This is a genomic window from Cryobacterium sp. TMT1-19, assembly GCF_004403055.1.
GTDB classification, from domain to species: domain Bacteria; phylum Actinomycetota; class Actinomycetes; order Actinomycetales; family Microbacteriaceae; genus Cryobacterium; species Cryobacterium sandaracinum.
Window position 1 is genome coordinate 1 of the sequence record NZ_SOHB01000058.1, and the last position, 22771, is coordinate 22771.

The following is a 22771-nucleotide window of genomic DNA, read 5'->3' on the forward strand; positions in this document are numbered from 1 at the left end:
TCACCCGACGCCCTCATCGCCCTCGCCATGCTCAGCCTCGGCGGCCACAAACCCGCACTCCCCGGCCGGGATTAACCCACGGTTACGACAGGAGAGCCAAAATCTCCGTCGAATTCATTAGGCCGCACTCAGCTAGTTGGTGTCGGCGGACCGCGCCCTCGTCGAGGGGCGCTGTGCCGCCGCCTTGCGTGGTGTCTTCGCGGCGGGCTTGGCGGTCGTCTTCGACGTCGGCTTTCCCGTAGCCTGCGTGGCGGCCGCCTTCGCCTGGCGTGATTTCTGCTTCGGCTCCGTGACGGTGCCGTCGAAGTGTTCCTCCGAGGCCTGGGCGTCTGCCTTGGTCAGGTGCACGATGGCGTCCTGATGCTCCGGCGGCGCGTAGATCGTGGCGAGCCGCAGCACCTTGCCGCCCGTGTTGAGCACATTGTGCCGCGCGCCGGCCGGCACGACCATGGCCGAGTTCTTCCTGATCTTCGTCTTGGTGCCGTCGATCCAGATCTCGCCCTTGCCCTTCTCCACCCGAAAGTACTGGTCTCGATCCGGGTGCACCTCTTCCCCGATGTCCTCGCCCGGCTCCAGCGCCATCACGACCAGCTGCAGCCCCCGGGCGGTGTACAGCACCTGGCGGAAATTCGAGTTGCGGATGGCCGCGTCCTCGATGTTGTCGACAAAACCCTTCATGGGATCCTCCGTTGTTCCAGAGCACGGTAGTCGCGGCGGCGGAAGTGCTCAACCGCCGCAGTCAACCCCGCGGTTTGCGCCAAAGGGTGAAGTATGCTTCACTTATTTTCGGAGGGGAGTAATCCCCAGCGTGTGGTCGTCATTACGGTTCCGTCATCGGAGCCCGGCCACAGGGACCCGATCCGGGTTGGACCAGACCTCCAGTCGAAGCAGTGACTGGAAGGCATTCCCCATGGACGTTCCCCTCTACGCCTGGCTGGCGGTGTTCGGCATCATCGCCGTCATGCTCGCCGTCGACCTGTTCGCCCATCGCAAGGCCCATGTGATCGGAGTGCGCGAAGCCGCGATCTGGTCCGTGATCTGGGTGCTCATCGGCATCTCCTTCGGCGTCGTGATCTGGGTGACGGCCGGGGCCGAGTTCGGGCAGCAGTACTACGCGGGCTACCTGATCGAGAAGTCCCTCGCGGTCGACAACGTCTTCGTCTGGGCGATCATCTTCGCCGCTTTCGCGGTGCCGCGCCAGTACCAGCACCGGGTGCTGTTCCTCGGCGTTCTCGGTGCGCTCGTGCTGCGCGGCATCTTCATCGCCGCGGGCGCCGTGTTGATCGAGAACTTCTCCTGGATTCTCTACGTGTTCGCTGCGTTCCTGATCTTCACGGGCTACCGCATGATCCGCACCCGCAACGAGCACGCGCACCCCGAGAAATCCCAAGTGCTGCGCCTCTTCCGCCGCTTCATCCCGATGACCGAGACGTTCCACGGCCAGCGCTTACTCGTGCGCAAGAACGGCATTCTGCTCGCCACACCGCTGCTGGCGGTTCTCGTGCTCGTCGAGGTGACGGATGTCGTGTTCGCCGTGGACTCCATCCCGGCCATCTTCGCGGTCACCAGTGAACCGTTCATCGTCTTCACCGCCAACGCCTTTGCAATCCTCGGCCTCCGGGCGATGTACTTCCTGCTCGCCGACCTCATGCACCGATTCGTCTACCTGAAGATTGGTCTCTCGCTGGTGCTGATCTGGGTGGGCGTCAAGATGCTGCTGCTCGACGTGTTCTACATCCCGACGACCGTTTCGCTATCTGTGATCGCGCTGATCATCGCGGTGTCGGTCATGCTCAGCCTCCGGGCCACGCGGGGCCAGGGGCGGCGCGAGTTCGAGGCCGCTCCCGTCGGCTCGTTCCGCGAGGCCACCCCTGAGGAACTCGCCCAGATGGAGCCGGTCTGGCGCCGATCGGCCCGCACGCCCGAGCAGAAGGCACAGAATGCCGAGCAGAAGGCCGAACAGAAGGCCGAGCAGAAGAAGGTGAACGAGACCCTCCGATGACCGAGATGCTGCCCGAACCGCCGCCCGCTCCGCCGCCTGGACCGACGGATGCCCCTGGCAAGCCGTGGACGTTCCTCACCCACCACGCGCACCTGCTCCTGGCTATCGCGGGGAACCCCGATGCGCGGGTGCAGGAGCTCGCCGACACGGTGGGGGTGTCAACCCGGGCGGCGCTGAGCATCATGGCGGACCTGGTCAAGGCCGGCTACATCCGGCGCGAACGGGTGGGGCGGCGCAATCACTACAGCATCGAGCGGAACCGGCCGTTCCGGCATCCGTCGACCGCGGCGCACAGCGTCGACGAGATGATCGCCGCGTTCAGCACATTCGCGCCGCCGCCGCGATCGGTTTGACCGCGACAGCGGATCAGGCCACGGGTTCGGTCGTCAAAACCTGTGACCGGAGGCGGCTCGCGGCGATTGCGGCCGCGGCGAGACCGGTGATGAAGGTCGCGATGCCGAGCACGTAGAAGATCACGGTCACGTAGCCGCCCGGCTGGGCCGGTTCGAGGAAGGGATAGGTGTGGAAGCCGGTCAGGGTGCCCCGCACCACGGCGTAAGCCACCCAAGCCAGCGGGTAGATCAGGGCCACACCGAGGCGCTTCCAGGCCAGGGCCGGGCGCCCCGGCGAGAGGATCCAGTCCAGCGCGATGAAGATCGGCGCCCAGACGTGCAACACCTCGTTGGGCCAGCCGACACCGATGAAGCCATCGGAGACGACGTTGCGCAGCAGCGCGTTGTAGACGACCCCGGTGACGACCGCGTAGGTGAGTACCGACATTCGCACCCCGGTGAGGAGTTGGGAATCCGTGCTTCGGCGAAGGGCGAGGGAACCTCCCACGAGCAGCACGACCACGTTCATCAGGCTCGACTGGATGGTGAAGTAGCCGAAATACTCGGTCGCCACGAAGGCGTCGTTCCAGAGCTGGTCGGTGATCTGCGTAATGATGCTCGCGAGGAGCAGCAGTCCCATGCCGATCCGCAGCAGACCGGAAAGCTGCCGGAAGGTGGAGGGCGATGCTGAGTCGGAGCCCACCGGAGAGATCGCTGTTGAAGTCACTGGAAAAGAATAGTGCGGACGAGCTGGGGATTTAGCAGGGCAGGCCGCTTGCCCGGAAGGGGGTCAGCAGCAGAGGCAGGATACTGTTGATGTTCATGCTTATTTGGTTCCTCTTATGAGTAGGCTCACGCTGAAATTCTCGCTGAGGACACGACAGGAAGGTCACAGTTGCTGGAAGTAACTGCGCTCCGCTGGACGCTCACCATCGCCGTCATTCTGGGTCTGCTCGCGTTGGACCTGGGTTTGGCCATCGCCCGGCCGCACGTCGTCAAGTTTCGGGAGGCCGCACTCTCGTCGGTGCTGTACATCGCGGTCGCGATCCTGTTCGGCCTCGTTTTCGCGGCGCAGGTGGGCTGGGGGTTCGGCGCGGAATACTTCGCCGGGTACATCGTTGAGAAGAGCCTGTCCATCGACAACCTCTTCGTCTTCGTGATCATCATGTCGACCTTCGCGGTCCCGGAAAAATACCAGCAGAAAGTTCTCATCTTCGGGATCCTGCTGGCACTCATTCTGCGGGCGATCTTCATTGCACTGGGTTCCGCCCTGCTTTCGCTGTTCTCATTCATGTTCCTGATCTTCGGTCTGGTGCTGATCTTCACAGCCGTACAGCTCTTCCGGCACCGTAACGTCGACCCTGACGTGCAAGACAACGTACTGGTCCGGGTGGCCCGTCGGGGCCTGACCGTTACCGACGACTATGTCGACGGTCGAATGTTCACGCGGAGCGCCGGCCGCCGCGCGGTGACACCGCTGTTTATCGTGCTGATAGCGATCGGCAGCACCGATCTTCTGTTCGCACTCGATTCGATCCCGGCGATCTTCGGAATCACCGATGAGGCGTACATCGTTTTCACCGCCAACGCCTTCGCGCTGCTCGGGCTCCGGGCGCTCTTCTTCCTCGTCAAGGGGCTCCTCGACCGGCTGGTCTACCTGTCGACCGGCCTGTCCCTCATCCTGGCCTTCATCGGTGTGAAACTCGTTCTGCATTGGGCACACGGCCTTGATGGCCGAGTGCCGGAGATCAGCACGAATCTCAGCCTGATCGTCATCGGTGTGGTCTTGACCGTGACCACGGTCGCCAGCCTGATCAAGACACGCCAGGATCCCACGGTGCGAGCTCATGCCGGCTCACTCCGGGCAGCGGATCATTCCGAGACTGAACCAGCGGATCAGTCCGATTCCGGGCACAAAAGTTGACGGGCAGGTGAGGGGCTGAGCCTCTGCCCGGCGAGGTCGGCCCCACGCCTGGATGTGCACCTAGAAGGGGAACAGCAGCCGGTGCAGGAACTGCCGGGTGCGTTCCTCCTTCGGGTGGCGCAGCAGCTGATTCGGGTCGCCGCGCTCGACGATCCGGCCACCGTCGACGAAGGCCACCTCGGTGGCTACCTCGCGCGCGAATTCGAGTTCGTGGGTCACGATCACCATGCTCCAGCCCTCCACCGCCAGTTCCTTGATCAGGCGCAGAACATCGCCCACGAGTTCCGGGTCGAGGGACGACGTGGGCTCGTCGAAGAGCAGCAGCTGCGGGCGTAGGGCGAGCGCGCGCACGATGCCCACACGCTGCTGCTGGCCGCCGGAGAGCTCGAACGGGTAGCTGTCCTTCTTGGCGCTGAGGCCCACGCGGTCGAGCAACGCGAGCGCCTCCGCTTCGACCTCCGCCTTCGGGCGGCGCTGCACCACCACGGGCCCCTCCAGCACGTTCTCCAGTACGGTCTTGTGCGGGAACAGGTTGTAGTGCTGGAAGACCATGGCCGACCGGTCGCGCAGAGCCGCACGCTGATTCTTCCCCGGTATGGCTGCGAAGTCGACCGACAGTTCGTCGGCCACGTCGATCGTTCCGCCGTCGGCCAGTTCCAGGCCGTTCAGGCAGCGCAGGATGGTGGTCTTGCCGGAACCGGAGGGTCCGATCAGGGCGAGAACGTGGCCGCGCCCCACCGTCAGGTCGATGGATTGCAACACCTGGTTGGCGCCGAAACTCTTCTGGAGCCCGCGCACGCGGAGCAGGACGTCGGAGGTCGCCGCGGCATCCGGGGCCGTCGGTTCGGTCGGATCAATCGGATCAGTGGGGGACATAGCGGTCCAATCGCTTCTCGAGAACGCTCTGCACCGAGGACAGGCCCAGGCAGATCACCCAGTAGACCAGGGCGGCCTCGAGGTAGAGCAGCATGAATTCCTGGCTGAAGGCGGCCACCTGCTGTGCCTCGCGGAACAGCTCCGTGACCAGGATCAGCGAGGCGAGGGAGGTGTCCTTGACCAGGCTGATGAAGGTGTTCGACAGGGGCGGAACCGAGACACGGGCGGCCTGCGGCAGGATGATCCGGGTCAGCGCGCGACGGTGCGACATGCCGATCATGTAGGCCGCCTCCCACTGCCCCTTGGGCACCGAGAGGATGGCCGCCCGAATCACTTCGGCGGCGTAGCCGCCGACGTTGAGTGAGAACGCCACCACGGCGCTCGGCCACGGATCGATCAGGATGCCCAGCGACGGCAGGCCGTAGAAGATCACGAACAACTGGACCAACAGTGGGGTACCGCGCACGATCGAGATGTAGACCCGGGCGATGCCGGACACCCACCGGCGCCGGGAGAGGCGCATCAACGCCAGCCCGAGCGCGAGCGCCAGACCGATCGTGAACGAGGCGAGCGCCAGCGGGATGGTGCCGAGGATCGCCCCCTGCACGATGGGACCGAGCGAGGTCCAGAACAGGTCCCAGGCGGATTGGTTCATGGCTGGACGGGGTTACTGGGAAACGTCGGACCCGAAGTACTTCTCCGAGATCGACGTCAGGGTGCCGGCGGCGGCGAGCTTTTCGAGGGCCGCGTCGACGGCATCCGTCAGCTCCGTGCTGCCCTTGACGAAGGCGAACGAGGTCGCGGACTTCTCGTCGGTGTTCGCGGCGACCTTGAGCCCGGTGGCGCCGGTCTGCTTCTGGTAGTCGAGGAAGGTGAGATTGTCGTTCACGGTCGCGTCGACGCGGCCCTGTTCGACCAGGGCGACCGACTGGGCCCAGCCCTCGACGGCCTGCACACGTGCGCCGCTCTCGGTGGCGAGGGTGTTCCAGTTGCTGGTGAGCGACTGGGCCGTGGTCTTGCCGGCCAGGGTCTCGAAGGAGGTGATCGAGGTGTTGTCGCTCTTGACCACGATCACGCCGGTCGAGAACGTGTAGGGGGTCGAAAAGTTGTACTTGGCGACGCGTTCCGGGGTGGCCGTGACCTGGTTGGCGATGACGTCGAAGCGGCCGGCCTCGAGGCCTGCGAAGATGCCGTCCCACTGGGTTTCCTCGAATTTGGCCGTGACTCCGAGCTCGGCTGCGACGGCCTCGATGATCTCGACGTCGTAGCCGGTCAGTGCGCCGGAGCCACCCTCGTGGAAGGTGAACGGGCGGTACGTGCCCTCGGTGCCGATGGTGAGCACACCCGCGTCTGTGACGGAGGACAGCGAGGTGTCGGCGCCGGTGGTGGCTGCGTCGTCGGTGTCGGTGCTCGCGGAGCAGCCGGCCAGCGACACGGTGAGCGCTGTGAGTAATACCGCCGACAGGATCTTGAGCTTCATTTTTCTGGCCTAACCGAGGTTGCAGGTGCGTATTCATCGCCGAAAAGCGATGTCTGAAGACTAACAAGGAGTGCGCCCCGGTAAGTATTCCCGTGACGCGCCGCGTCACACACCGGTTAGGCCCCGGTCAATGGCCTTGCCGGGGATTTTGGGCCGGAATAGGCTGCGTTCGTCCCGTGCACCCGGCGTTCGTTCTCGGATGTGCAGGTACTCCGGTCCTTACCCGACCCGAATCGGCCCGACCCGAAGGAGCCTGCAATGAAGCTGACTGCCGACCAACACGACCGATCAGCAGCGGTGCTGCTGGGCATGGCCTGCGGGGACGCGCTCGGGGCCGGCTACGAGTTCGCCGGGCCGCTACCGGAAACCACCCCGGTCAGCATGCGCGGCGGCGGCGGCTTCCACTGGGCACCCGGCGAGTGGACCGACTACACGGCCATGGCGGTGCCGCTCGCGATGGCCGCGGCGGAGGGCGGGGATCTCAGAGACGACTCGGTCCTCGACATCGTCGTGGCCCACTGGGTGGCCTGGGCGAAATCGGCACCGTACGCGGGCGTGCAGCTGGGGGCGGTGCTCTCGGGCAGCGAGCCGAACGCCGATTCCGTGCGTCGCGGGGCGAGGGAGCAGCATGATCGCAACGGGCGCAGCGCCGGCAACGGATCGCTCCTGAGAACCGCGCCGGTGGCGCTGGCGTTCCTCGGCGATCCGGTCGCCCTGGCCGAGGCCGCGCGCCTGGTCAGTGAGCTGACGCACCGTGAAACCGAGGCAGGCGATGCCTGCGTGCTGTTCGGGCTCGCTTTGCGGCACGCCGTGCTCGAGGGCGAACTCGACATTCGGGTGGGCCTGTCCGCCCTGCCGAGCGAGCGCCGCGCGGACTGGTCGACCCGGATCGACGATGCCGAGCGTGAACGGCCCGCGGATTTCCCGGGTAACGGCTGGGTCGTGCAGACCCTGCAGGCCGCCTGGTCGGCGATCACGTACGCCCGGGGAACGGATGCCGGCCAGGTGCGTCGCGCCATCGAAGTCGCGGCGCGCGGCGGCGGCGACACCGACGCCGTAGCAGGTGTCGCTGGCGCGCTGACCGCCGCCCGCTGGGGGCTGGAAGCTGTGCCAACAACCTGGCGCCACCTGGTGCAGGGCTGGCCGGGGCTGCGCGGCGTTGACCTGGTGCGCCTGTCCATGCAGTCAGCTCACTGCGGAGCGGTCGGGGGAGTCCGGGCCGACGAGGTCGGCTTGCAGCGCACGGTCAAGCTGCGCGCGCTGCGTTGACGTCAGGGCGAAAGCTTGAGTTCTCCGGCAGCTCAGGACTTCAACGCCAACGCGAACGGCAGCACGGCCGCCACCCCCTGGCGACGCAGTAGGCGGCCCACGACCGTGAGCGTCCAGCGGCTGTCGGCGAGGTCGTCGACGAGCAGGATCGGTCGGCCCTGCACCGTGTCGAGGGCCGCGGCCAGCTTCGGTCCCACCGCGAAACGGTCCCAGACGTTGGAGAGCCGGTAGGCGCTGTTGCCGCCCGCCGTGCCGGTGGGGCCGCCGTTCACGAGGTCGAGCGAGCCGAGCCAGGGCAGGCGGCCGGCCTCGGCGAACGCCCGAGCCACCGATCCGACCAGCAACGGATGCTGCCGCGAGGGCACGCTCACCACCGCGGCCGGCCGTTCGTCCCAGCCCCACTCCGCCAGCACGCGGATGCAGGCCTGGATCAGGGCCGGGCTCGCCGGGGCATCCGTAGACGGCGCGTCGGAGGACTGGGTGGCGAACAGGTCGCGTAGTGGGCCGCCCCAGCCCAGATCGGTGAGACGGGCGAGGGCGCGGCCGGGCAGCATCCGTTCGCCGGTCGGGATGTTGCCGCGCACGTTCACGCCCAGGCTCGCCACCCCGGTGGGCCACTGCGCGCGCGGCTCGAGAGCCACGCCGACCCGGTCGAGGGCTCGGGCGGCGGCCGAGGTCATCTCGGGCCGCACGTCGCCGGGGAACCAAGCCGTGGTGCAGTTGTCGCAGCGGCCGCAGGCCACCGCGGTGTCGTCGTCGAGCGCGCGCTGCAAGAATTCCATCCGGCAGCCGGTGGTGCGCTCGTAGTCGAGCATCGCCTGCTGCTCGCTCACCCGGGCGGCGGCGATGCGTTCGTAGCGTTCCCGGTCGTAGAACCAGGGCCGGCCGGTGGACACCCAGCCACCGGTGACGCGGCGCACGGCGCCGTCGACGTCGAGCACCTTCAGCAGCAGCTCGAGCGGGCTGCGCTTGAGGTCGACGCGGGCCTCGAGCGCTTGTGTGGACAGCGGGGCCAATCCGTGCTCCGTGAGCGCCCCGATCACGGCTTCCGCCTTGTGCTGGCTGGGCATCGAGGAGGTGGCGAAGTACTGCCAGATGTCTTCGTCTTCGACTCCGGGCAGCAGCAGCACGTCGGCGTTCTCGGTGGCGCGGCCGGCGCGGCCGACCTGCTGGTAGTAGGCCACGGGGGAGGAGGGGGCATTCAGGTGCACTACGAAGCCGAGGTCGGGCTTGTCGAACCCCATGCCCAGGGCGCTGGTGGCGACGAGGGCCTTGACCTTGTTGCGCTTGAGCATGCCCTCGGACTCCTCCCGCTCCGCGGTGTCGGTCTGCCCGGTATAGGCGCGCACCGGGTGCCCGGCCTCCCGCAGCAGACGTGCGGTGTCTTCCGCCGCCGAGACGGTGAGGGTGTAGATGATGCCGCTACCGGGCAGCTCGTCGATGTGGCTGAGCAGCCAGGCCAGCCGGGTGCGCGAGTCGGGCAGGCGCAGTACGCCGAGGCGCAGGGATGCCCGGGCGAGCGGGCCGCGGATGGTGACCACCTCAGCGCCTGCCACGCCGGTCGCGCCGTTCGCGACCGTCGCGCCGGTCGAGACCAGCTGTGCCGCGACATCCGTCACCACGCGGCTGTTCGCTGTGGCCGTGGTCGCCAGCACCGGCACCCCGGCGGGCATCTGAGCGATCAGGTCGCGCAGGCGCCGATAGTCGGGCCGGAAATCGTGGCCCCAGTCGGAGATGCAGTGGGCCTCGTCGACGACGAGCAGGCCCACCCGGGCGAGGAGCGCGGGGAGCTGCTCGTCGCGGAACTTCGGGTTGTTGAGCCGCTCCGGCGACACCAGCAGCACATCGACCTCGTCGTCGATCAGCTGCTGCTGCACCTCTGCCCACTCGTGCGGGTTGGAGGAGTTGATCGACACGGCGCGCACCCCGGCCCGGGCTGCCGCGGCGACCTGGTCGCGCATCAGGGCGAGCAGCGGCGACACCAGGATGGTGGGGCCGGCTCCCTGGCGGCGCAGCAGCAGCGTGGCGACGAAGTAGACGGCCGACTTGCCCCACCCGGTGCGCTGCACGACCAGGGCCCGTCGGCGCTGGTCGACGAGGGTCTCGATCGCCTCGAACTGTCCCTCGTGGAAGTCGGCGTCGTCACGCCCGACCAGGTTGCGCAGAATCTCGAGGGCGGCGGCGCGGGTGTCGGTCATTCGTCCAGCTTCGCAGATGCTGGTGACAGTGCGCCGGGCGCCAGGCCTCGCGGCGCAGGTTATGGAAGCGGGCGCACGGACGAACGGGCGCCTGCTTCCCCAGGGTGCGCCGCGACGCCGATCCTGCGAGCGCGGCTACAGTGCGTCGAGCCGGGCAGCGACGTCGGCCGGGAAGCCGCCCGTGCCGATCGGGCTCCACCGGCTGGGGGTGATGCGGATCAGGGACTTGTCCTGAAGCGCCATCGCCGCCCGGTACTCGGCCCAGTCGGAGTGCTCGCCGGAGATGCAGCGGAAGTACTCGACCAGCCCGTCGCCGGCCTCGGGCATGTGCAGCACCTCGGCGTCGCCGTCGACCTGGATCCAGCCGCCGTCCCAGTCGTCCGAGAGCACCAGTACGGAGGCAAGCACATTTCGCTCCGCGTTGCGGGTTTTCGCCCGGGCAGGATAGGAGGAGATCACGATTCGGCCGGAGGGGTCGACCCCGCCGGTCACGGGCGAGATCTGCGGGCGGCCGTCGGTGCGGGTGGTGGCCAGCAGCATCCGGTGCCTCGGGCGCACGAAAGCGAGCATCTCGGCGAGGTCGACTGTGGTGGTGGTTGCAATGTCTCTGGCCATGATCCAAGGCTACGGCAGAGCGGATGCCCGACACGATCGGTCGCATCAGGCTCCGCGGCCACACCTCGCTATGCTCGCACCGTGAAGGTCGTCCAGGAACTCGAAACACGCATGCACCCCGACTCCGTCGCCGGGTTCCGCCTGGTGCTCGCGGAGGCACGGGTGACCGACTCCATTCTGCTGCCGGTGCGGGCGATGGAGCGCATGGTGGCGCCCGTGCAGTGGATGCTGCGCCGCGTCGGTGAGCACGGCATCCGTCTGACCCAGGCCGGCTACCTCCCGCCCGCGGTGGTCGTGGAAGCCTCGACCCAGCTCGACTGGGGCTGGCCCGTCACGGCCAGCCGGGAGAGCCACTTCCTGCCTCTGCTGGAGTTGCGCGCACACCTGCGCAGCGTGGGCCTGCTCCGAGTGAGCAAGGGGATGCTGCTGCAGACCAGTCGCGGCCGGGCGCTCGTCGAGGCGCCGCGCGATCTGTGGTGGCATCTGGCCAGAACCGCGCACCAGAGCCGCGACCCGGCCGAGTCCGACGCCACCAGGCTGCTGCTCCTACTCATCGCGCGGCGGGGTTTTGACGAGGCTGAGCTGTTCAAACAGCTGCTAGCCCTCAGTTTGGAGACCATCGGTTGGGTGCGGGCCGACGGTGCCCCGCTCTCCAGTGACGCGGCGTTCAACCTGGTGCTGCCGAAGTGGCGCTTGCTGCGCCGACTCGGTGTGTTCGATGCCGGCACGAGCAGTTACACGCGCTGGATCGTCACGCCCGGTGGGGCCGCGTTCGCCCGGGCGGCCCTGCAGTCCGAGGTCTGAGGCGCGCCGCGGTCCACCATGCATGAGGCCGACGGGGAGCACGAATAACGCCTGACCTCACTACGGGTTGCAATAGTCGCACCATTGCGGGTCGGCGGTGGCCTGGCCACGCGGTATCCGGGTCCTGTGGGTACAGCGTCCGCAGCCGTGGAGGTCCGCGGCGATCAATGCGGTCGCTGATCTACAGTCGGAACAGGGAACGCCGCGTTCGATGTCTACCTGACCGAACCCAGGTGCTTGACACAGGGAGCAGGGTGTAGCAAGGCGACGAGCCATCTGATAACTCAGCCTGCGAATGGTCTCTGCCCGCGCTGGCGATTTGTGCGCTCGGTAGTCCGGCAGAATCGTGACGGAGGACTGGTCCGTCAGAAGCAATTCGACGGTTTCCTGGAGGTCGCTGAGTTGCGTGAAGTTCTTGTAGACAGTCAGGTGATTATCGTTTGTGCTCTGCACGATCACTCCCTGTTCGGGGAATCCCGCGGCTGACGCGAACGCGAGAGCGCTGTCGGCGTTGTCGACGCGTCTGCCTCCGGGCAGCGCGGAGACATTCACGGCGCCCTCGACGAGTTCCAACCCCAGGGTTTTGTCGATGAACAGGAGAATCTCCATGTTTTCAACGAGAGGACCGAATCCGGAGCTGAAGCTGCCTTCGGAGGCAAGTCCAAGAGTGGTGCCGGCGATCTGCATACCCAGTCGCGCTTTGGCGCGGGCTGCCGAGCGTGGGCTGAGGGTGCGTGGGATATCGCCGGCGAAGGTCCCGAACTGGTCAGTGTTCAGGCCCCCCGCAGCGCTGACTGTCGCGCCGAGAATGTCGTGGAATGCCTGTTGGGCGAGGTGCTCCTTGCCGTGCATGGTGGCGAAGGTGATCAGGCGCCCAGCATAGGAGGAGTGGGAGGAAGTCATTGGAAGTAGTCGGGCCTTGAGACGTAGGTCTCGGCGACGAACATGACGCCGCTGGAGGTGTTGAGCAGCTCGCGCACGGCGTTGATGAGTTCGTCGGCTTTGTCGGGGGGCAACACGGTGATGAGCATGGTGAGGGTGTCGTACTCGTTGAAGAGCAGGGATCCAGAGTGTTGTCCGTGGTGTCCGATGCCGGAGACACCGGAGACGGAGGTGTACCCGGTGGCGCCGGCGGAGGAAACCAGCTCGCGGATGGCAGGGGCGTCGCGGGCAGGCACGACGATCTCCAGTCGGGTCATCTTGGTGAGATTGTTCATGTGTGTGGTCCTTCCATCGGGGTGGCAGTGGCGGCGGGAGTAGCGGTTGCGGTCGCTGTGAAGCCGTAAGCGGTATAGCGGTGCCAGAGGGCAGTGGGGTGATCTCGTGCGGTGAGGGTGATCCAGTCATTGTCGAAAAGATCTCGCAGGACTTGGTTGCGCGAGATGATCTCTCCGATGCGGGCCAGCGGTGCTTCGACAACGACGGTGAGGCGCATCGGCTCATGGAACAGCTCCGTGCCCAGACCCACGGATTGCCACGGCAGGCCGCGGCGGAGGTCGCCGCTGTGGCCCGAGATCACGCCGAGTGTGCCGATGGCGTTGTGGATGGTTTTCGTTCCGGCGCCGAGAGTGTCGGGGTTCAGGGCTGTGAAGTAGTACTGGTGGTTGATCCACTGCGCCACGACGAGGGGGGCGGTCATGATCGTCTCCAGGGCGGCCCCGGTGGGATCCAGTTCGGTGCGGTAGGAGTGCAGGAACACCCGCCGGCCCAAATCAACGTTTCTGGTTATGTCGCGGGGTCCGATGATCATGGTGGCGTTTCCCGCCAACCCGAGCTCTGGATACACCTCAGCCCAGTCGTGGGCACGTCCGCGCAGTCGTGCGGGGGAATGCCGGGGGGATGCTCCCGGTAGGTGCCGGGCGCGTTCGGTCACCAATTTGTCCGCCGCGGTGCGCTGAAGCTGCTCGAAGCGGTCTGCCGAACTCGTGTGGCTGTCGGGGATCAGGTGGCGGTCGAGCACGGTGACCATGTCGCTGACGGTGTTGTGTTCGGCGGCCACGAAGAACGTGTCGAAGGGAATCGGCAGCCCGCGGTCGGCGAGCAGCAGTCGCACTTCGGGGTCGTTGAAGATGGCGGCGGCGGCGCGGGCGTTGGCGTGCCCCGGATTTCCGCCGCACGCGCCGCAGTCCAGTGCGGACTGGTAGAGGTTGTTCTCCGATTCGGAGCCGTGACCTGCCAAAACGACCAGCGGGGCGAACTGGGCCAGGCCCATCATCCGCAAGGCCGTTTCGGCCAACGTGGCACGCTCGTCCAGCGTGAACGCGTCCGCGATCGTCACGTCACTGCGCAGGTCCCGGGGCGAGAGGGAGAGGGCGCGCACGATCCGTGCGTGGATGCGCGGGGTGAGGGTGCGCAGGATGCTGATGCCGCCGTAGAACCATCCTGCCGTCTCCGCGAACGCGAACGGTGTCGCCGCTGTCGAGTCCGCCGTATGCACGGCATGCCGCAGGGCGTCTCGGAATTTTCCAGCGGCAACGACTCTGTGTGCTTGTTCGTGGTCGACGGGGATCTCGGTGATGTGGTGGCGCGCGCTCAGCAGTGCCGGGAGCGAGTTGATTGCTCCGCGCGCCTGGTAGCGGGCGAACCGGATGGGGACGCCGAAGAAGCCGGCGAAACCGAACGTCTCGACCGAGGAGCTTTCTTCGAGGTGGCGGCGCAACCCCTCGGACCGGGGGTCGATGCACATCACCAACTGCACGTTGCGGCCGTCCCGGGTCTCGACGGTGGAGCGGAGTGCCCCGATCAGGGCGGTGCGGTAGTTCAGTTCGTAGGCTTTCTGCCAGGTGTACCGCTGGTCGGTTATCGGATGGGTGGACAGAACCCGAGCAACCGCGGCGACGTCCTCGCGGCTCGGCCGTGCGGCGGTGAGCGCCTGCGCAACCCGTTCGGCCCGCAACCAGAACGGTGCCGAGGTCAGCGTGGTGTGGTCGGGCTGTGCCGCCTGTGTTGTCTGGTCGGCTGCTGGGGTAATTCCGAGCGCAACCTGGACCGTGAATCGGACGGCCAGGTACGAGGTCAGGTCGATGTCGCCGACCTTCTCGGCCCGCCATTTGATGTGCCCGACCCACCCGGGCAGGTGCCCGAGTGCGGTCCGAAGGGCACGTGGGACGTCGGCCGCCGTGATGCCGAGGCATTGCAGGGCGTGCGCCAGCGCCGCGTCCGGTTCGGGCGAAAGTGTGGTGAGGGTGCGCCGAACCGTGCGGGGGAGGGACGGATCGAGGCAGGCCAGGGTTCGCCAGGCCCGGTAGAACCCGTCGGCATGGTGTGGCATGGGCCACGCCGGGTCCGGGCACAGATAGCCGGCAACCCAGACGGCCAGGTATTCATCGAGCCACGTCAGCTCCGCCACCGCAACCGGTTCGGGGGCAGGTGCGGCTGCGACCAGGCGCATATCGAGTTCGGCAACCCGGACCGCGGACACGGCTGCGGTGCCGATCCGCAAGCGTCGGTCGGCCAGCTGGGGGATGCGTTCGAGGAGTGCTGCGTCGATGTCATCACGGGTGATTCGACCGCGCTGGTAGTCAGCCAGGTAGGCGCTCCCGGGGCGGGTGGTTGCCGCTTCCGCGGTTGTTTCGGTCTCGAATGGGTAAGATTCGCGGCCGGCCAGCGGGTTCACGGCGATGAAGGAGTCCAACGGCCAGGCCGGAACGATGTCGTGGGCGGCGGCAGCGACCTGCGCGCGTAGGATCAGACTCACAGGGGTGCTCCAGTTCTGATGGGGTTACGGGGCAGGGATGCGGCAAGTGCGGACGTGTAGACACGATCGCGCAGCCAGACCGCACCGGTGCTGCTTCGAGCCAGCAGCTCGACGGCGATCAGGCCGACCGCGGGCAGAACGAGCAGCCAGCCAGGTGCCCCCTGGACCGGCACCCCGGGTTCCAGTGCTCCCGTGAACAGGTGCAGGAAGGCTACGTAGCCGATTCCGACGGCCGCCGTCACCGTGGTGCCGACCACCATCGTGCGGATCGAGAAGTGGGTTGCCAGTGCCACGGCCAGGGTGACGCCGGCGGTCAGGGCGACGAACGCCAACAGGCCGATGCTGGAGGGCGACACGGCGGGGGAGAGCACCAGTTTGGCTGCCACGAGTACGGCAACGGTTACGGTCACGGAGATGGCCACCGCGAGGCCCGCCACCAGGCGCGACGGGGCTGTGCGGGTGGGGAGGTCGCGGTCGGTGGCGTGCTGTCGCACTCCGGTTCCCGCGCCTAGGAAGAGTGTCGATTTGTACAGGGAGTGGGCAACCAGGTGGAAGATTGCAGCCGCGAACAGGCCCAACCCGCAGGCCATGATCATGAACCCCATCTGCGCCATCGTGGAGAATACCAGTCGGCCCTTCACGTCCGGGCGTGCCAGGCGCACCGCCGACGCGAACACCAGGGTGGCCGCGCCCACCACGCAGACGACGATCATCACGGACCGGTGAGGGGCGATCGCCGGCGCGAACCGCAGAAGCAGGATGGCGCCCGCGTTGACCACCCCGGCATGCAACAGCGCAGAGACCGGTGTCGGGGCGCCGAGAGTGAACGGCAACCAGCCCTGGAATGGGATCTGGCTGGATCGGGCCAGGGCGGCGAGGACCAACATCACCGCGAGGGTGAGCTGGGCGGGCGCGCTCAGGCCGGACGCACCGGCGCCGAGCTGATCGAAGGACACGTCCCCGCCGGCACCAACGAGCAGCACTGCCACCGCGAGCAGGAACGCGGTGTCGGCGGCACCAAAGCGAACCGCGGTGCGCCACACACCCTCCCGCGCCTGTGCCAGCGGCCAGTATGTGGCCAGAAGCAACACAAGTGCGGCGCCGGCGCCGACCCAGGCGCACGCGAACAGCGCCACGGACCCTGCACACACCATCAGCACGGTGAACCCGGTGAGCAGGTTCGCGGTCACCACGAACCAGACCTGACGAGGATCCCCGCGCAGGTAGCGCACGGCGAACCCCTGAATGAGGGAGGACAGCCCCAGAACGAGCATCGACATGATCAGTGCCAGGGCATCGAGTTGCAGGCTTGTCTCCCCGAAGCCCACCTGGATTGAATCCGTCCACAGGGTCGACACGGTAACGGCGACGGCTGCCGTAAAGACGAACCCCAGACCGACGACCGCCGCGGCAATGCGAGCAACCAGATCACCGCTCCGGCCGAGACGCCCGGCGATCGCTGAGGCGAGCACGGCAACCCACGGCCCCGCCAGGACCATTGCCACCGTAACATTCTCGTTCAAAGCTGCTCCTTTTCTCACGATTCATAAAACACGAAAAACATAGCACGTGTTGAGTGTCGGGATTCACGTGTGAGGAAACAATGGTCAGTTGGGTGAGAATAGGAGAATGGCGCAGTGGACGTTTTTAACCAATCACGCGCACGTGCTGTTGTGCGTGGCGGAGAACCCGAATGTGCGATTGCGCGACGTCGCGGCCCAGGTGGGCATCACGGAGCGGGCGGCTCAACGCATCGTCACCGAACTCGAAGACGCCGGTTATCTCGAGCGCGAACGGGAGGGACGGCGCAACATCTATCGCCTCAACACGGGGATGCCGCTTCGCCACCCTCTGGATCGTGGTCACCGCATCGGGGAATTGCTGGCCGCCTTCGCCAACCCCGAGGCTGCCCCGAGCGGCGTTGGCCCACAGGGATAGTGGTTTCAGGAGTCCGGGACGACCGACGCTAACCGAGCGGGAAATCGCGGGTCTCGCCGGGCGCAAGCACGGCCTCCCGGCCCTCGACCCGTACCCGGATCGGAGCGGCGCCGCCTGCCTGCAGCTGCAGGCGCACGTTGCCGGGAGTCAGTTTCAGCCGGATCGGCTGTTCCCGGTAGTTGATGGCAAAGGTGACCTCCGCGAGCTCCTTCGGCAGCACGGGATGCAGCCAGAGCATGTTCTCCCGGATCTCCAGCCCGGTGTAGCAGCGCACGACCATGTCGATCGATCCGGCCATCGCGCCGAGGTGGATGCCCTCGTGGGTGGAGCCGCCGAGGATGTCGCCAAGGTCGCTGTCGAGGGCCCGAGTCAGGTAGTCCCACGACCGTTCCCGGTCGCGCCGGGCGTCCAGCCAGGAGTGCACCACGTTGCTGAGCGTGGAGCCGTGCGTGGAGCGTGCCGAGTAGAACTCGACCGTTCGCACAATCGCCTCCGGCGGCAGTTCGTAGCCCATGGTCTCAAGCAGTTCGCGCAGCTCCTCGGCGGAGAGCAGGTAGAGCAGCATGAGCACATCGGCCTGCTTGGAGAGCCGGTAGTTGTTTGTGCTGTCGCCCTCGGCGTTGAGGATCAGGTCGAGGCGGGCGATCGAGGGATACCGGGCCCGGTAGGCGTCCCAGTCGAACTCGGGCAGGCCCTCGTAGCCCTCGAACTGGCTGATCACGCCGTCGGCGTGGAACGGCACCCGCAGCCGCAGGCTGATCCGGGCCCACTGGTCGACCTCGTCCGGCCGCAGTCGCAGCCGGTTCCAGAGGGGCCCGCAGTACCGGTTCTGCAACAGAGCCACGGTGTCGACCGCGCGGCGCAGTACCCACGCGGTCATCACGTTCGTGTACGCGTTGTTGCGGAGGCCGTGGCCCGACGCCCCAGGGTAACCGTCGTGGAACTCGTCCGGCCCCATCACCCCGTCAATGTCGTAGCGGTCGTCCACCTCGTCGTAGCGGGCCAGGCTGGCGAAGAAACGAGCCACTTCGAGCAGCATTTCGGCACCCTGCTGAATCAGGAATTCGGTGTTGCCGGTGGACTGGTAATACTCCCAGATGCTGTAGGCCACGGCGAGGCCCACATGCCGCTGGTTCTGGGAATTGTCGGGCATCCACTGCTGGTTCAGCGGGTTGAAGAGGTTCGTCGGGGTCTCCTCACGCCCGTCGATGCCGCTCTGCCAGGGGAACATCGCGCCCTCGCGGCCGATGCCCAGTGCGGCCGCGCGGGCCTCGCCCAGGCGCCGGTACCGGTAGCCGAGCAGGGCGCGGCTCAGGTCGGGGCGGCGCAGGGTGAGAATCGGGTAGACGAACAGCTCGTCCCAGAAGACGTGCCCGCGGTACCCCTCGCCGTGCAGCCCTCGGGCCGGCATACTCGCGTCGAGGTCGGCGTCGACGGCCGCCACCGTCTGCAGCACGTGGAAGGTGTTCAGGTTGAGCGCGAGCGACTGGTGATCGCTCGCGCGCATGCCCACCGCGAACTCGTCCCAGAGCACCTGCCAGGCCCGTTCGTGCGCCTCCAACAGGTCCGCCGGGTGCGGCAGGCGCCGCAACCAGATGGCCACCGCCCGGGCCGGCGAGGCGATGGCCCGGTCGCGGGAGGTGCTGACGACGACCGTCTTCTCCACCCTGACCGGATGCCCCGGCTCCAGATCCAGGGTGAACTCGTGCGCCACCCAGCCGGCGTCGTCGGTGAGCAGGTGCCGCGGGGGCTCGACCGGCTGCTCGTCCCTCCGCACCCGGGTGCGGGCCGCCAGGGCGATGTGGATGCCGGACTGCGTGGTCTCCATCTCGAGCAGCACGGTCTCGGCGTCGATTTGCGTGCCGGTTTGGGGAATCAGGTGAGCGTTGGTGAGAAGCCGGTCGGCGGCAACATTGCGGTTGAAGACCCGGCCCTCGAGGGCCGAGCGCACGGTCAACGGGCCGGTCCAGTCCTCCGCCTCGAACGTGGTGTCGAGCACGGCCACATGCGGGGCGGCCTGGGACACGAACCGCCGGGAGGTCACCCGGGTGGTGCGTCCCGCCTCGTCGCGCAAACGGATGACCCGGGTCAGCACGCCGCGCCGCAGGTCCAGCTCCTGCAGATAGGTGACCAGCTCGGTGTGGCCGACGTCGAACCAGTCCCCGTCGGCCACCCTGAATCCCAGCAGCAGCCAGTTGGGGGCGTTGACCAGGTGCTCGTCTTCGACGGTGCGCTCGCCGAGGGTCGTCTGCACCCGGTTGTAGACGCCGGCGAGGTAGGTTCCGGGGTAGTGCACGCCGTCGTCGGTGGACTCGGCCGCCGCGCCGCGAGTGCCCCAGTAGCCGTTTCCGAGTGTGCAGAGCGCCTCCCGCAGCCCCTCGGTCGCGGGGTCATAGCCGATGTAGCGCAGCAACCACGGGTCGCTGCCGGTCTCGCCTCCGGCCCAGCCGCGGTTCTTCCCGGTCAGAGCGGGGTCCAGGCCGGCCAGGTCCAGGTCGGCGAGGTCGGTGAGCACCAGATCGGCGCCGGCCGAGCGCAGCCGGCTGTCGCCCGTACGCTCCATGCCGATGACCAGGGCGAATCCGCCGCGCGCCGCGGCCTGCACCCCGGCCTCGGAGTCTTCGACGACCACGGTGCGGTCCGGCGTCACGTGCAGTCGCCGGGCCGCCTCGAGGAACAGGGCCGGGTCGGGTTTGCCGGCCAGGCGCATCCGCACGGCGTCGGTGCCGTCGACCGTGACGTCGAATAGGCCAGTGAGGCGCGCCGCGGTCAGCACGGCAGCGCTGTTGCGGCTCGCTGTCACGAGGGCCACCGGCAGCCCCTGCTCTTTCAACCGGCGCAACAGCGCCAGCGTGCCGGGGAACGCCTGCACGCCGCCGACGGCGAGCTCGCGGGTGAACAGCTCCTGCTTGCGGCCGGCGAGAGCGTTGATGGTCGCCCGGCCATGCGTCGGTTCGATCCCGCGCGAGGCCAGAAACGCACGGATGCCGTCCTCCCGCGCCCGCCCGTCGACGTACCGCCGGTAGTCGCTCTCGATTTCGAACGAAGGCACCGGCGACTTCGTCAGTCCCGGCAGTGCCTCGTCGAACAGGGCCTTCCACGCCCGGGCGTGCACGGCGGCCGTGTCGGTGACCACGCCGTCGAGGTCGAAGATCACGGCGTCGAAGGCGGCGCGGGCCGGGTGCGGCGGCTGGCTCGGCTGGTTCATGGGTGCTCCTCTGGGCCGTGAATGCCTGGCCGTGACTGCTCGGCCCTGAATGTGGACATAGTACGCAGGGTGGTTGGATATGACCCATGACATCCACACCGGACTACATCGACGATTTCGCCGAGTTCATCACCGCCTCCCCGTCGTCGTACCACGCTGCCGCGGAGGTTGCCCGCCGCCTGGACACCGCCGGCTTCGACCGGGTGAGCGAAACCGAGGAGTGGTCCGGTGCGCCCGGACGGCGCTACCTCGTGCGCGACGGCGCGGTCGTCGCCTGGGTGCAGCCGGACGGGGCCGGCCCGACGACACCGTTTCGCATTCTGGGGGCGCACACCGACTCGCCCGGTTTCAAGCTGAAGCCGAAGCCGACCATCGGCGCCCACGGCTGGCTGCAGGCCGGGGTCGAGGTCTACGGCGGTCCTCTGCTCAACTCCTGGCTCGACCGCGAACTCGAACTCGCCGGCCGCCTCACCACCATCGACGGCACCGAACACCTCGTGCGCACGGGCCCGTTCTGCCGCATCCCGCAGCTGGCCATCCACCTGGACCGGGACGCCAACACCGGCCTCACTCTCGACCGTCAGCGGCACCTGACCCCGGTGTTCGGGGTGGGGGAAACGAGTCAGGCCGACCTGGTCGGGCACCTGGCGGGCCTGGCCGGGCTGGCGGGAGAGGAGGTCGCCGGCTACGACATCCTCACGGCCGACACGGCCAATCCGGCCCGGTTCGGCCTCGGCCGCGAGCTCTTCGCCGCGGGGCGCATGGACAACCTCTCCTCGGTGCACGCCGGCCTGGTAGCCCTGATCGGAGCCCCGGCACCGGCCGGTCAGATCCTGGTGCTCGCGGCCTTCGATCACGAGGAACTCGGTTCCGAGACCCGAACGGGTGCGAGCGGGCCGCTGCTGGGCGACATCCTGACCCGGATCGGGGCAGGACTCGGGGCATCCGTCAGTGATCGCCTGCGCGCCTACGCCGGCTCGTGGTGCGTGTCGGCCGACGCGGGTCACTCGGTGCACCCGAACTACCCGGAGAAGCACGACCCGGCGAACATGGTCGTCGCCGGGGGCGGCCCGCTGCTGAAAATCAACGCCACTCAGCGCTACGCGACGGATGCGGCAGGTGCGGCCCTCTGGGCCCGAACCTGCGCGCAGGCCGGCGTGGAATACCAGGAATTCGTGTCGAACAACACGGTGCCGTGCGGCTCCACAATCGGCCCGCTGACCGCCACGCGGCTCGGCATCCGCACGGTCGACGTGGGCATCCCGCTGCTCTCGATGCATTCCGCCCGCGAATTGTGCCACGTGAGCGACCCGGTCGCTCTCCAGAAGGCGATCGGCGCGTTCTTTGCCTCGGAGGTCTAACGGCAGGCCGCGCGTGGCTGGCCGGCGTCGAACTCGTTCGGGGTGCTGCGGGGCGTCACAGCGCGTAAGCCGACTGGCGGACTCCATGCACGGGATGCCCGGAGCGGGACTCCACGAGGTCCTTGTCATCGGCGAGTTCGCAGTCGCCCTCGTGCACGATCACCGGCCAGACGATGCGCCGGTCGGTTCCGACTTGGGCTGTGCCGCCGATCCCGCACTCCCGGCAGTGGACGGTGAGTACCCAGTCGTTTTGTCTCATACTTGGAGGTTTCCTCACAGAGAGGAAATCATCAAGGGGGTGTACTTTCACCCCGTGATATGCAAAACAGTTCAGCGTATGCTGATGCGGCCCAGAAGGTGCTCGGCAATCGCTCGGTAGCCTGCGTCATTGGGGTGGAAACGATCGCTCGTGCCGCCGAAGACATCCCGTCCGGCGGGGCCGCGATTGGCCTCGATCAGATAGAGGTCGTAGAGGCTGACGAAGTCGCCGCCTTCTCGGGCGCACTCGTGGTCGATGATGTCGTTGTACGCGTCGCTCTCATCGGCGCTGCCCCAGGTGCCAACGCAGACGAGGGGGACGCCCGGAGATTCGGTGTGCACGCGGTCCAGGAGTGACCGGTAGCTGAGCGCGAACTCGTCGGGCGCGGTCTGGTCGAGCACGTCGTTGGTGCCCAGTTCGACCACGGCCAGGTCGAGGTTCTCCGGCACATCGACCAGGCTGGATACCGTGCCGGTGGTGGCACCGGCCCGATTCTTGTGGAATTCCTGAACCGGGCCGCCCTCTGCGAGCGCATCGACCATCAGCGGACGGAAGCCCAGGTCTTGCAGTTCCGCGTTGAGGCCGTAGCTGATCGAATCGCCCACGAACAGCACGCGCAGGGGGCGGTCAGCGGGGCGGGTCACCTGCACGTCCCCTTCGGTCTCCGAGAGGTCGGAGTTGACGGCTGCGAAGATTCCCAGTGAGGTCAGAACGAGGGCAGCCAGCCCGATCACCAGCAGTCGGAAGGGGAAGCGGCGAGTGCGAGTCGCGCCCGTACGCGAGAGGTCAGGGCGCGGAGGCATCCGTG

Annotated in this window: 21 protein-coding genes; 7 read left to right on the top strand and 14 right to left on the bottom strand. The window is 67.4% G+C overall.

Translation table 11 applies throughout. The annotated features are described in order from the left end of the window. Nucleotides 1–132: 132 nt before the first annotated feature. Nucleotides 133–678 (bottom strand): cupin domain-containing protein, encoded by a 546-nt coding sequence (locus E3T40_RS14010; RefSeq protein WP_134544308.1) that lies wholly within the window; start codon nucleotides 676–678, stop codon nucleotides 133–135. Between the two features lie 232 nt (nucleotides 679–910). Here E3T40_RS14010 and E3T40_RS14015 point away from each other — a divergent pair, with 232 nt between their 5' ends. After that, complete coding sequence (locus E3T40_RS14015) at nucleotides 911–2002, top strand: TerC family protein (RefSeq protein WP_104099665.1); 1092 nt, start codon at nucleotides 911–913, stop codon at nucleotides 2000–2002. After that, complete coding sequence (locus E3T40_RS14020) at nucleotides 1999–2355, top strand: MarR family transcriptional regulator (RefSeq protein ID WP_370287932.1); 357 nt, start codon at nucleotides 1999–2001, stop codon at nucleotides 2353–2355. Before E3T40_RS14015 ends, E3T40_RS14020 begins: the two co-directional genes overlap by 4 nt. A gap of 13 nt (nucleotides 2356–2368) precedes the next feature. Here the strand turns inward: E3T40_RS14020 and E3T40_RS14025 are convergent, their stop codons facing one another. Continuing rightward, nucleotides 2369–3061, bottom strand: a complete 693-nt coding sequence (locus E3T40_RS14025; protein ID WP_104193927.1) for a Pr6Pr family membrane protein — start codon at nucleotides 3059–3061, stop codon at nucleotides 2369–2371. A 168-nt stretch (nucleotides 3062–3229) separates the two neighbouring features. On the opposite strand from E3T40_RS14025, the gene E3T40_RS14030 reads away from it, so the two are divergent. Further along, nucleotides 3230–4258 carry a TerC/Alx family metal homeostasis membrane protein gene (locus E3T40_RS14030; protein WP_134544311.1) on the top strand — a complete coding sequence of 343 codons (1029 nt, stop codon included), beginning with the start codon at nucleotides 3230–3232 and terminating at the stop codon, nucleotides 4256–4258. 60 nt (nucleotides 4259–4318) lie between these two features. Here E3T40_RS14030 and E3T40_RS14035 read toward each other — a convergent pair whose 3' ends face one another. The 3 genes from E3T40_RS14035 to E3T40_RS14045 are packed head-to-tail and all read right to left on the bottom strand — an operon-like array spanning nucleotide 4319 to nucleotide 6614. Next, entirely contained in the window at nucleotides 4319–5134 is an 816-nt protein-coding gene (locus tag E3T40_RS14035; RefSeq protein ID WP_104193926.1) for an amino acid ABC transporter ATP-binding protein, read from the bottom strand. After that, nucleotides 5121–5789: an amino acid ABC transporter permease gene (locus E3T40_RS14040; RefSeq protein WP_104170359.1), complete on the bottom strand. Its 669-nt coding sequence runs from the start codon at nucleotides 5787–5789 to the stop codon at nucleotides 5121–5123. Before E3T40_RS14040 ends, E3T40_RS14035 begins: the two co-directional genes overlap by 14 nt. Nucleotides 5790–5801: 12 nt before the next feature. Next, nucleotides 5802–6614: an amino acid ABC transporter substrate-binding protein gene (locus E3T40_RS14045; protein WP_104170358.1), complete on the bottom strand. Its 813-nt coding sequence runs from the start codon at nucleotides 6612–6614 to the stop codon at nucleotides 5802–5804. A gap of 258 nt (nucleotides 6615–6872) precedes the next feature. On the opposite strand from E3T40_RS14045, the gene E3T40_RS14050 reads away from it, so the two are divergent. Then, entirely contained in the window at nucleotides 6873–7883 is a 1011-nt protein-coding gene (locus E3T40_RS14050; protein WP_134544314.1) for an ADP-ribosylglycohydrolase family protein, read from the top strand. A gap of 32 nt (nucleotides 7884–7915) precedes the next feature. Here the strand turns inward: E3T40_RS14050 and E3T40_RS14055 are convergent, their stop codons facing one another. Both E3T40_RS14055 and E3T40_RS14060 read right to left on the bottom strand, forming a co-directional pair. Then, nucleotides 7916–10081 carry a RecQ family ATP-dependent DNA helicase gene (locus E3T40_RS14055; protein ID WP_134544317.1) on the bottom strand — a complete coding sequence of 722 codons (2166 nt, stop codon included), beginning with the start codon at nucleotides 10079–10081 and terminating at the stop codon, nucleotides 7916–7918. 135 nt (nucleotides 10082–10216) lie between these two features. Further along, a complete protein-coding gene (locus tag E3T40_RS14060) occupies nucleotides 10217–10696 on the bottom strand; it encodes a PPOX class F420-dependent oxidoreductase (RefSeq protein ID WP_104170355.1) in 480 nt (159 codons plus the stop codon). Nucleotides 10697–10777: 81 nt separating this feature from the next. On the opposite strand from E3T40_RS14060, the gene E3T40_RS14065 reads away from it, so the two are divergent. Further along, nucleotides 10778–11500, top strand: coding sequence for a hypothetical protein (locus tag E3T40_RS14065; RefSeq protein WP_104099656.1), 723 nt, complete (start codon nucleotides 10778–10780; stop codon nucleotides 11498–11500). 60 nt (nucleotides 11501–11560) lie between these two features. Here the strand turns inward: E3T40_RS14065 and E3T40_RS14070 are convergent, their stop codons facing one another. From E3T40_RS14070 to E3T40_RS14085, 4 genes are read right to left on the bottom strand one after another with little or no spacing between them, the layout of a single operon-like run. Beyond that, a complete protein-coding gene (locus E3T40_RS14070; protein WP_134544319.1) occupies nucleotides 11561–12352 on the bottom strand; it encodes a DUF6671 family protein in 792 nt (263 codons plus the stop codon). Between the two features lie 47 nt (nucleotides 12353–12399). After that, nucleotides 12400–12717, bottom strand: coding sequence for a DUF190 domain-containing protein (locus E3T40_RS14075; RefSeq protein ID WP_104099654.1), 318 nt, complete (start codon nucleotides 12715–12717; stop codon nucleotides 12400–12402). Beyond that, entirely contained in the window at nucleotides 12714–15197 is a 2484-nt protein-coding gene (locus E3T40_RS14080; RefSeq protein WP_134544322.1) for a DUF2309 domain-containing protein, read from the bottom strand. Before E3T40_RS14080 ends, E3T40_RS14075 begins: the two co-directional genes overlap by 4 nt. Beyond that, on the bottom strand, nucleotides 15194–16720 hold the full coding sequence (locus tag E3T40_RS14085) for a proton-conducting transporter membrane subunit (RefSeq protein ID WP_134544325.1): 1527 nt from the start codon (nucleotides 16718–16720) through the stop codon (nucleotides 15194–15196). Before E3T40_RS14085 ends, E3T40_RS14080 begins: the two co-directional genes overlap by 4 nt. A 106-nt stretch (nucleotides 16721–16826) precedes the next feature. Here E3T40_RS14085 and E3T40_RS14090 point away from each other — a divergent pair, with 106 nt between their 5' ends. Further along, nucleotides 16827–17135 carry a winged helix-turn-helix domain-containing protein gene (locus tag E3T40_RS14090; protein WP_104170350.1) on the top strand — a complete coding sequence of 103 codons (309 nt, stop codon included), beginning with the start codon at nucleotides 16827–16829 and terminating at the stop codon, nucleotides 17133–17135. A 28-nt stretch (nucleotides 17136–17163) separates the two neighbouring features. Here the strand turns inward: E3T40_RS14090 and E3T40_RS14095 are convergent, their stop codons facing one another. Beyond that, a complete protein-coding gene (locus tag E3T40_RS14095; RefSeq protein WP_134544328.1) occupies nucleotides 17164–20343 on the bottom strand; it encodes a beta-phosphoglucomutase family hydrolase in 3180 nt (1059 codons plus the stop codon). Between the two features lie 86 nt (nucleotides 20344–20429). On the opposite strand from E3T40_RS14095, the gene E3T40_RS14100 reads away from it, so the two are divergent. Beyond that, nucleotides 20430–21704, top strand: a complete 1275-nt coding sequence (locus E3T40_RS14100) for a M18 family aminopeptidase (RefSeq protein WP_104170348.1) — start codon at nucleotides 20430–20432, stop codon at nucleotides 21702–21704. 55 nt (nucleotides 21705–21759) lie between these two features. Here the strand turns inward: E3T40_RS14100 and E3T40_RS14105 are convergent, their stop codons facing one another. Both E3T40_RS14105 and E3T40_RS14110 read right to left on the bottom strand, forming a co-directional pair. After that, complete coding sequence (locus E3T40_RS14105; RefSeq protein WP_104099648.1) at nucleotides 21760–21963, bottom strand: hypothetical protein; 204 nt, start codon at nucleotides 21961–21963, stop codon at nucleotides 21760–21762. A gap of 71 nt (nucleotides 21964–22034) precedes the next feature. Continuing rightward, nucleotides 22035–22766: an SGNH/GDSL hydrolase family protein gene (locus E3T40_RS14110; protein ID WP_134544331.1), complete on the bottom strand. Its 732-nt coding sequence runs from the start codon at nucleotides 22764–22766 to the stop codon at nucleotides 22035–22037. Between the last annotated feature and the right edge of the window lie 5 nt (nucleotides 22767–22771).

What these genes read in the sequence shown, in the direction of transcription:
- E3T40_RS14010 (WP_134544308.1), bottom strand. Translation starts at nt 678, where the DNA reads ATGAAGGGTTTTGTCGACAACATCGAGGACGCGGCCATCCGCAACTCG.
- E3T40_RS14015 (WP_104099665.1), top strand. Translation starts at nt 911, where the DNA reads ATGGACGTTCCCCTCTACGCCTGGCTGGCGGTGTTCGGCATCATCGCC.
- E3T40_RS14020 (WP_370287932.1), top strand. Translation starts at nt 1,999, where the DNA reads ATGACCGAGATGCTGCCCGAACCGCCGCCCGCTCCGCCGCCTGGACCG.
- E3T40_RS14035 (WP_104193926.1), bottom strand. Translation starts at nt 5,134, where the DNA reads ATGTCCCCCACTGATCCGATTGATCCGACCGAACCGACGGCCCCGGAT.
- E3T40_RS14040 (WP_104170359.1), bottom strand. Translation starts at nt 5,789, where the DNA reads ATGAACCAATCCGCCTGGGACCTGTTCTGGACCTCGCTCGGTCCCATC.
- E3T40_RS14045 (WP_104170358.1), bottom strand. Translation starts at nt 6,614, where the DNA reads ATGAAGCTCAAGATCCTGTCGGCGGTATTACTCACAGCGCTCACCGTG.
- E3T40_RS14050 (WP_134544314.1), top strand. Translation starts at nt 6,873, where the DNA reads ATGAAGCTGACTGCCGACCAACACGACCGATCAGCAGCGGTGCTGCTG.
- E3T40_RS14055 (WP_134544317.1), bottom strand. Translation starts at nt 10,081, where the DNA reads ATGACCGACACCCGCGCCGCCGCCCTCGAGATTCTGCGCAACCTGGTC.
- E3T40_RS14060 (WP_104170355.1), bottom strand. Translation starts at nt 10,696, where the DNA reads ATGGCCAGAGACATTGCAACCACCACCACAGTCGACCTCGCCGAGATG.
- E3T40_RS14070 (WP_134544319.1), bottom strand. Translation starts at nt 12,352, where the DNA reads ATGCACGGCAAGGAGCACCTCGCCCAACAGGCATTCCACGACATTCTC.
- E3T40_RS14075 (WP_104099654.1), bottom strand. Translation starts at nt 12,717, where the DNA reads ATGAACAATCTCACCAAGATGACCCGACTGGAGATCGTCGTGCCTGCC.
- E3T40_RS14090 (WP_104170350.1), top strand. Translation starts at nt 16,827, where the DNA reads ATGGCGCAGTGGACGTTTTTAACCAATCACGCGCACGTGCTGTTGTGC.
- E3T40_RS14095 (WP_134544328.1), bottom strand. Translation starts at nt 20,343, where the DNA reads ATGAACCAGCCGAGCCAGCCGCCGCACCCGGCCCGCGCCGCCTTCGAC.
- E3T40_RS14100 (WP_104170348.1), top strand. Translation starts at nt 20,430, where the DNA reads ATGACATCCACACCGGACTACATCGACGATTTCGCCGAGTTCATCACC.
- E3T40_RS14105 (WP_104099648.1), bottom strand. Translation starts at nt 21,963, where the DNA reads ATGAGACAAAACGACTGGGTACTCACCGTCCACTGCCGGGAGTGCGGG.
- E3T40_RS14110 (WP_134544331.1), bottom strand. Translation starts at nt 22,766, where the DNA reads ATGCCTCCGCGCCCTGACCTCTCGCGTACGGGCGCGACTCGCACTCGC.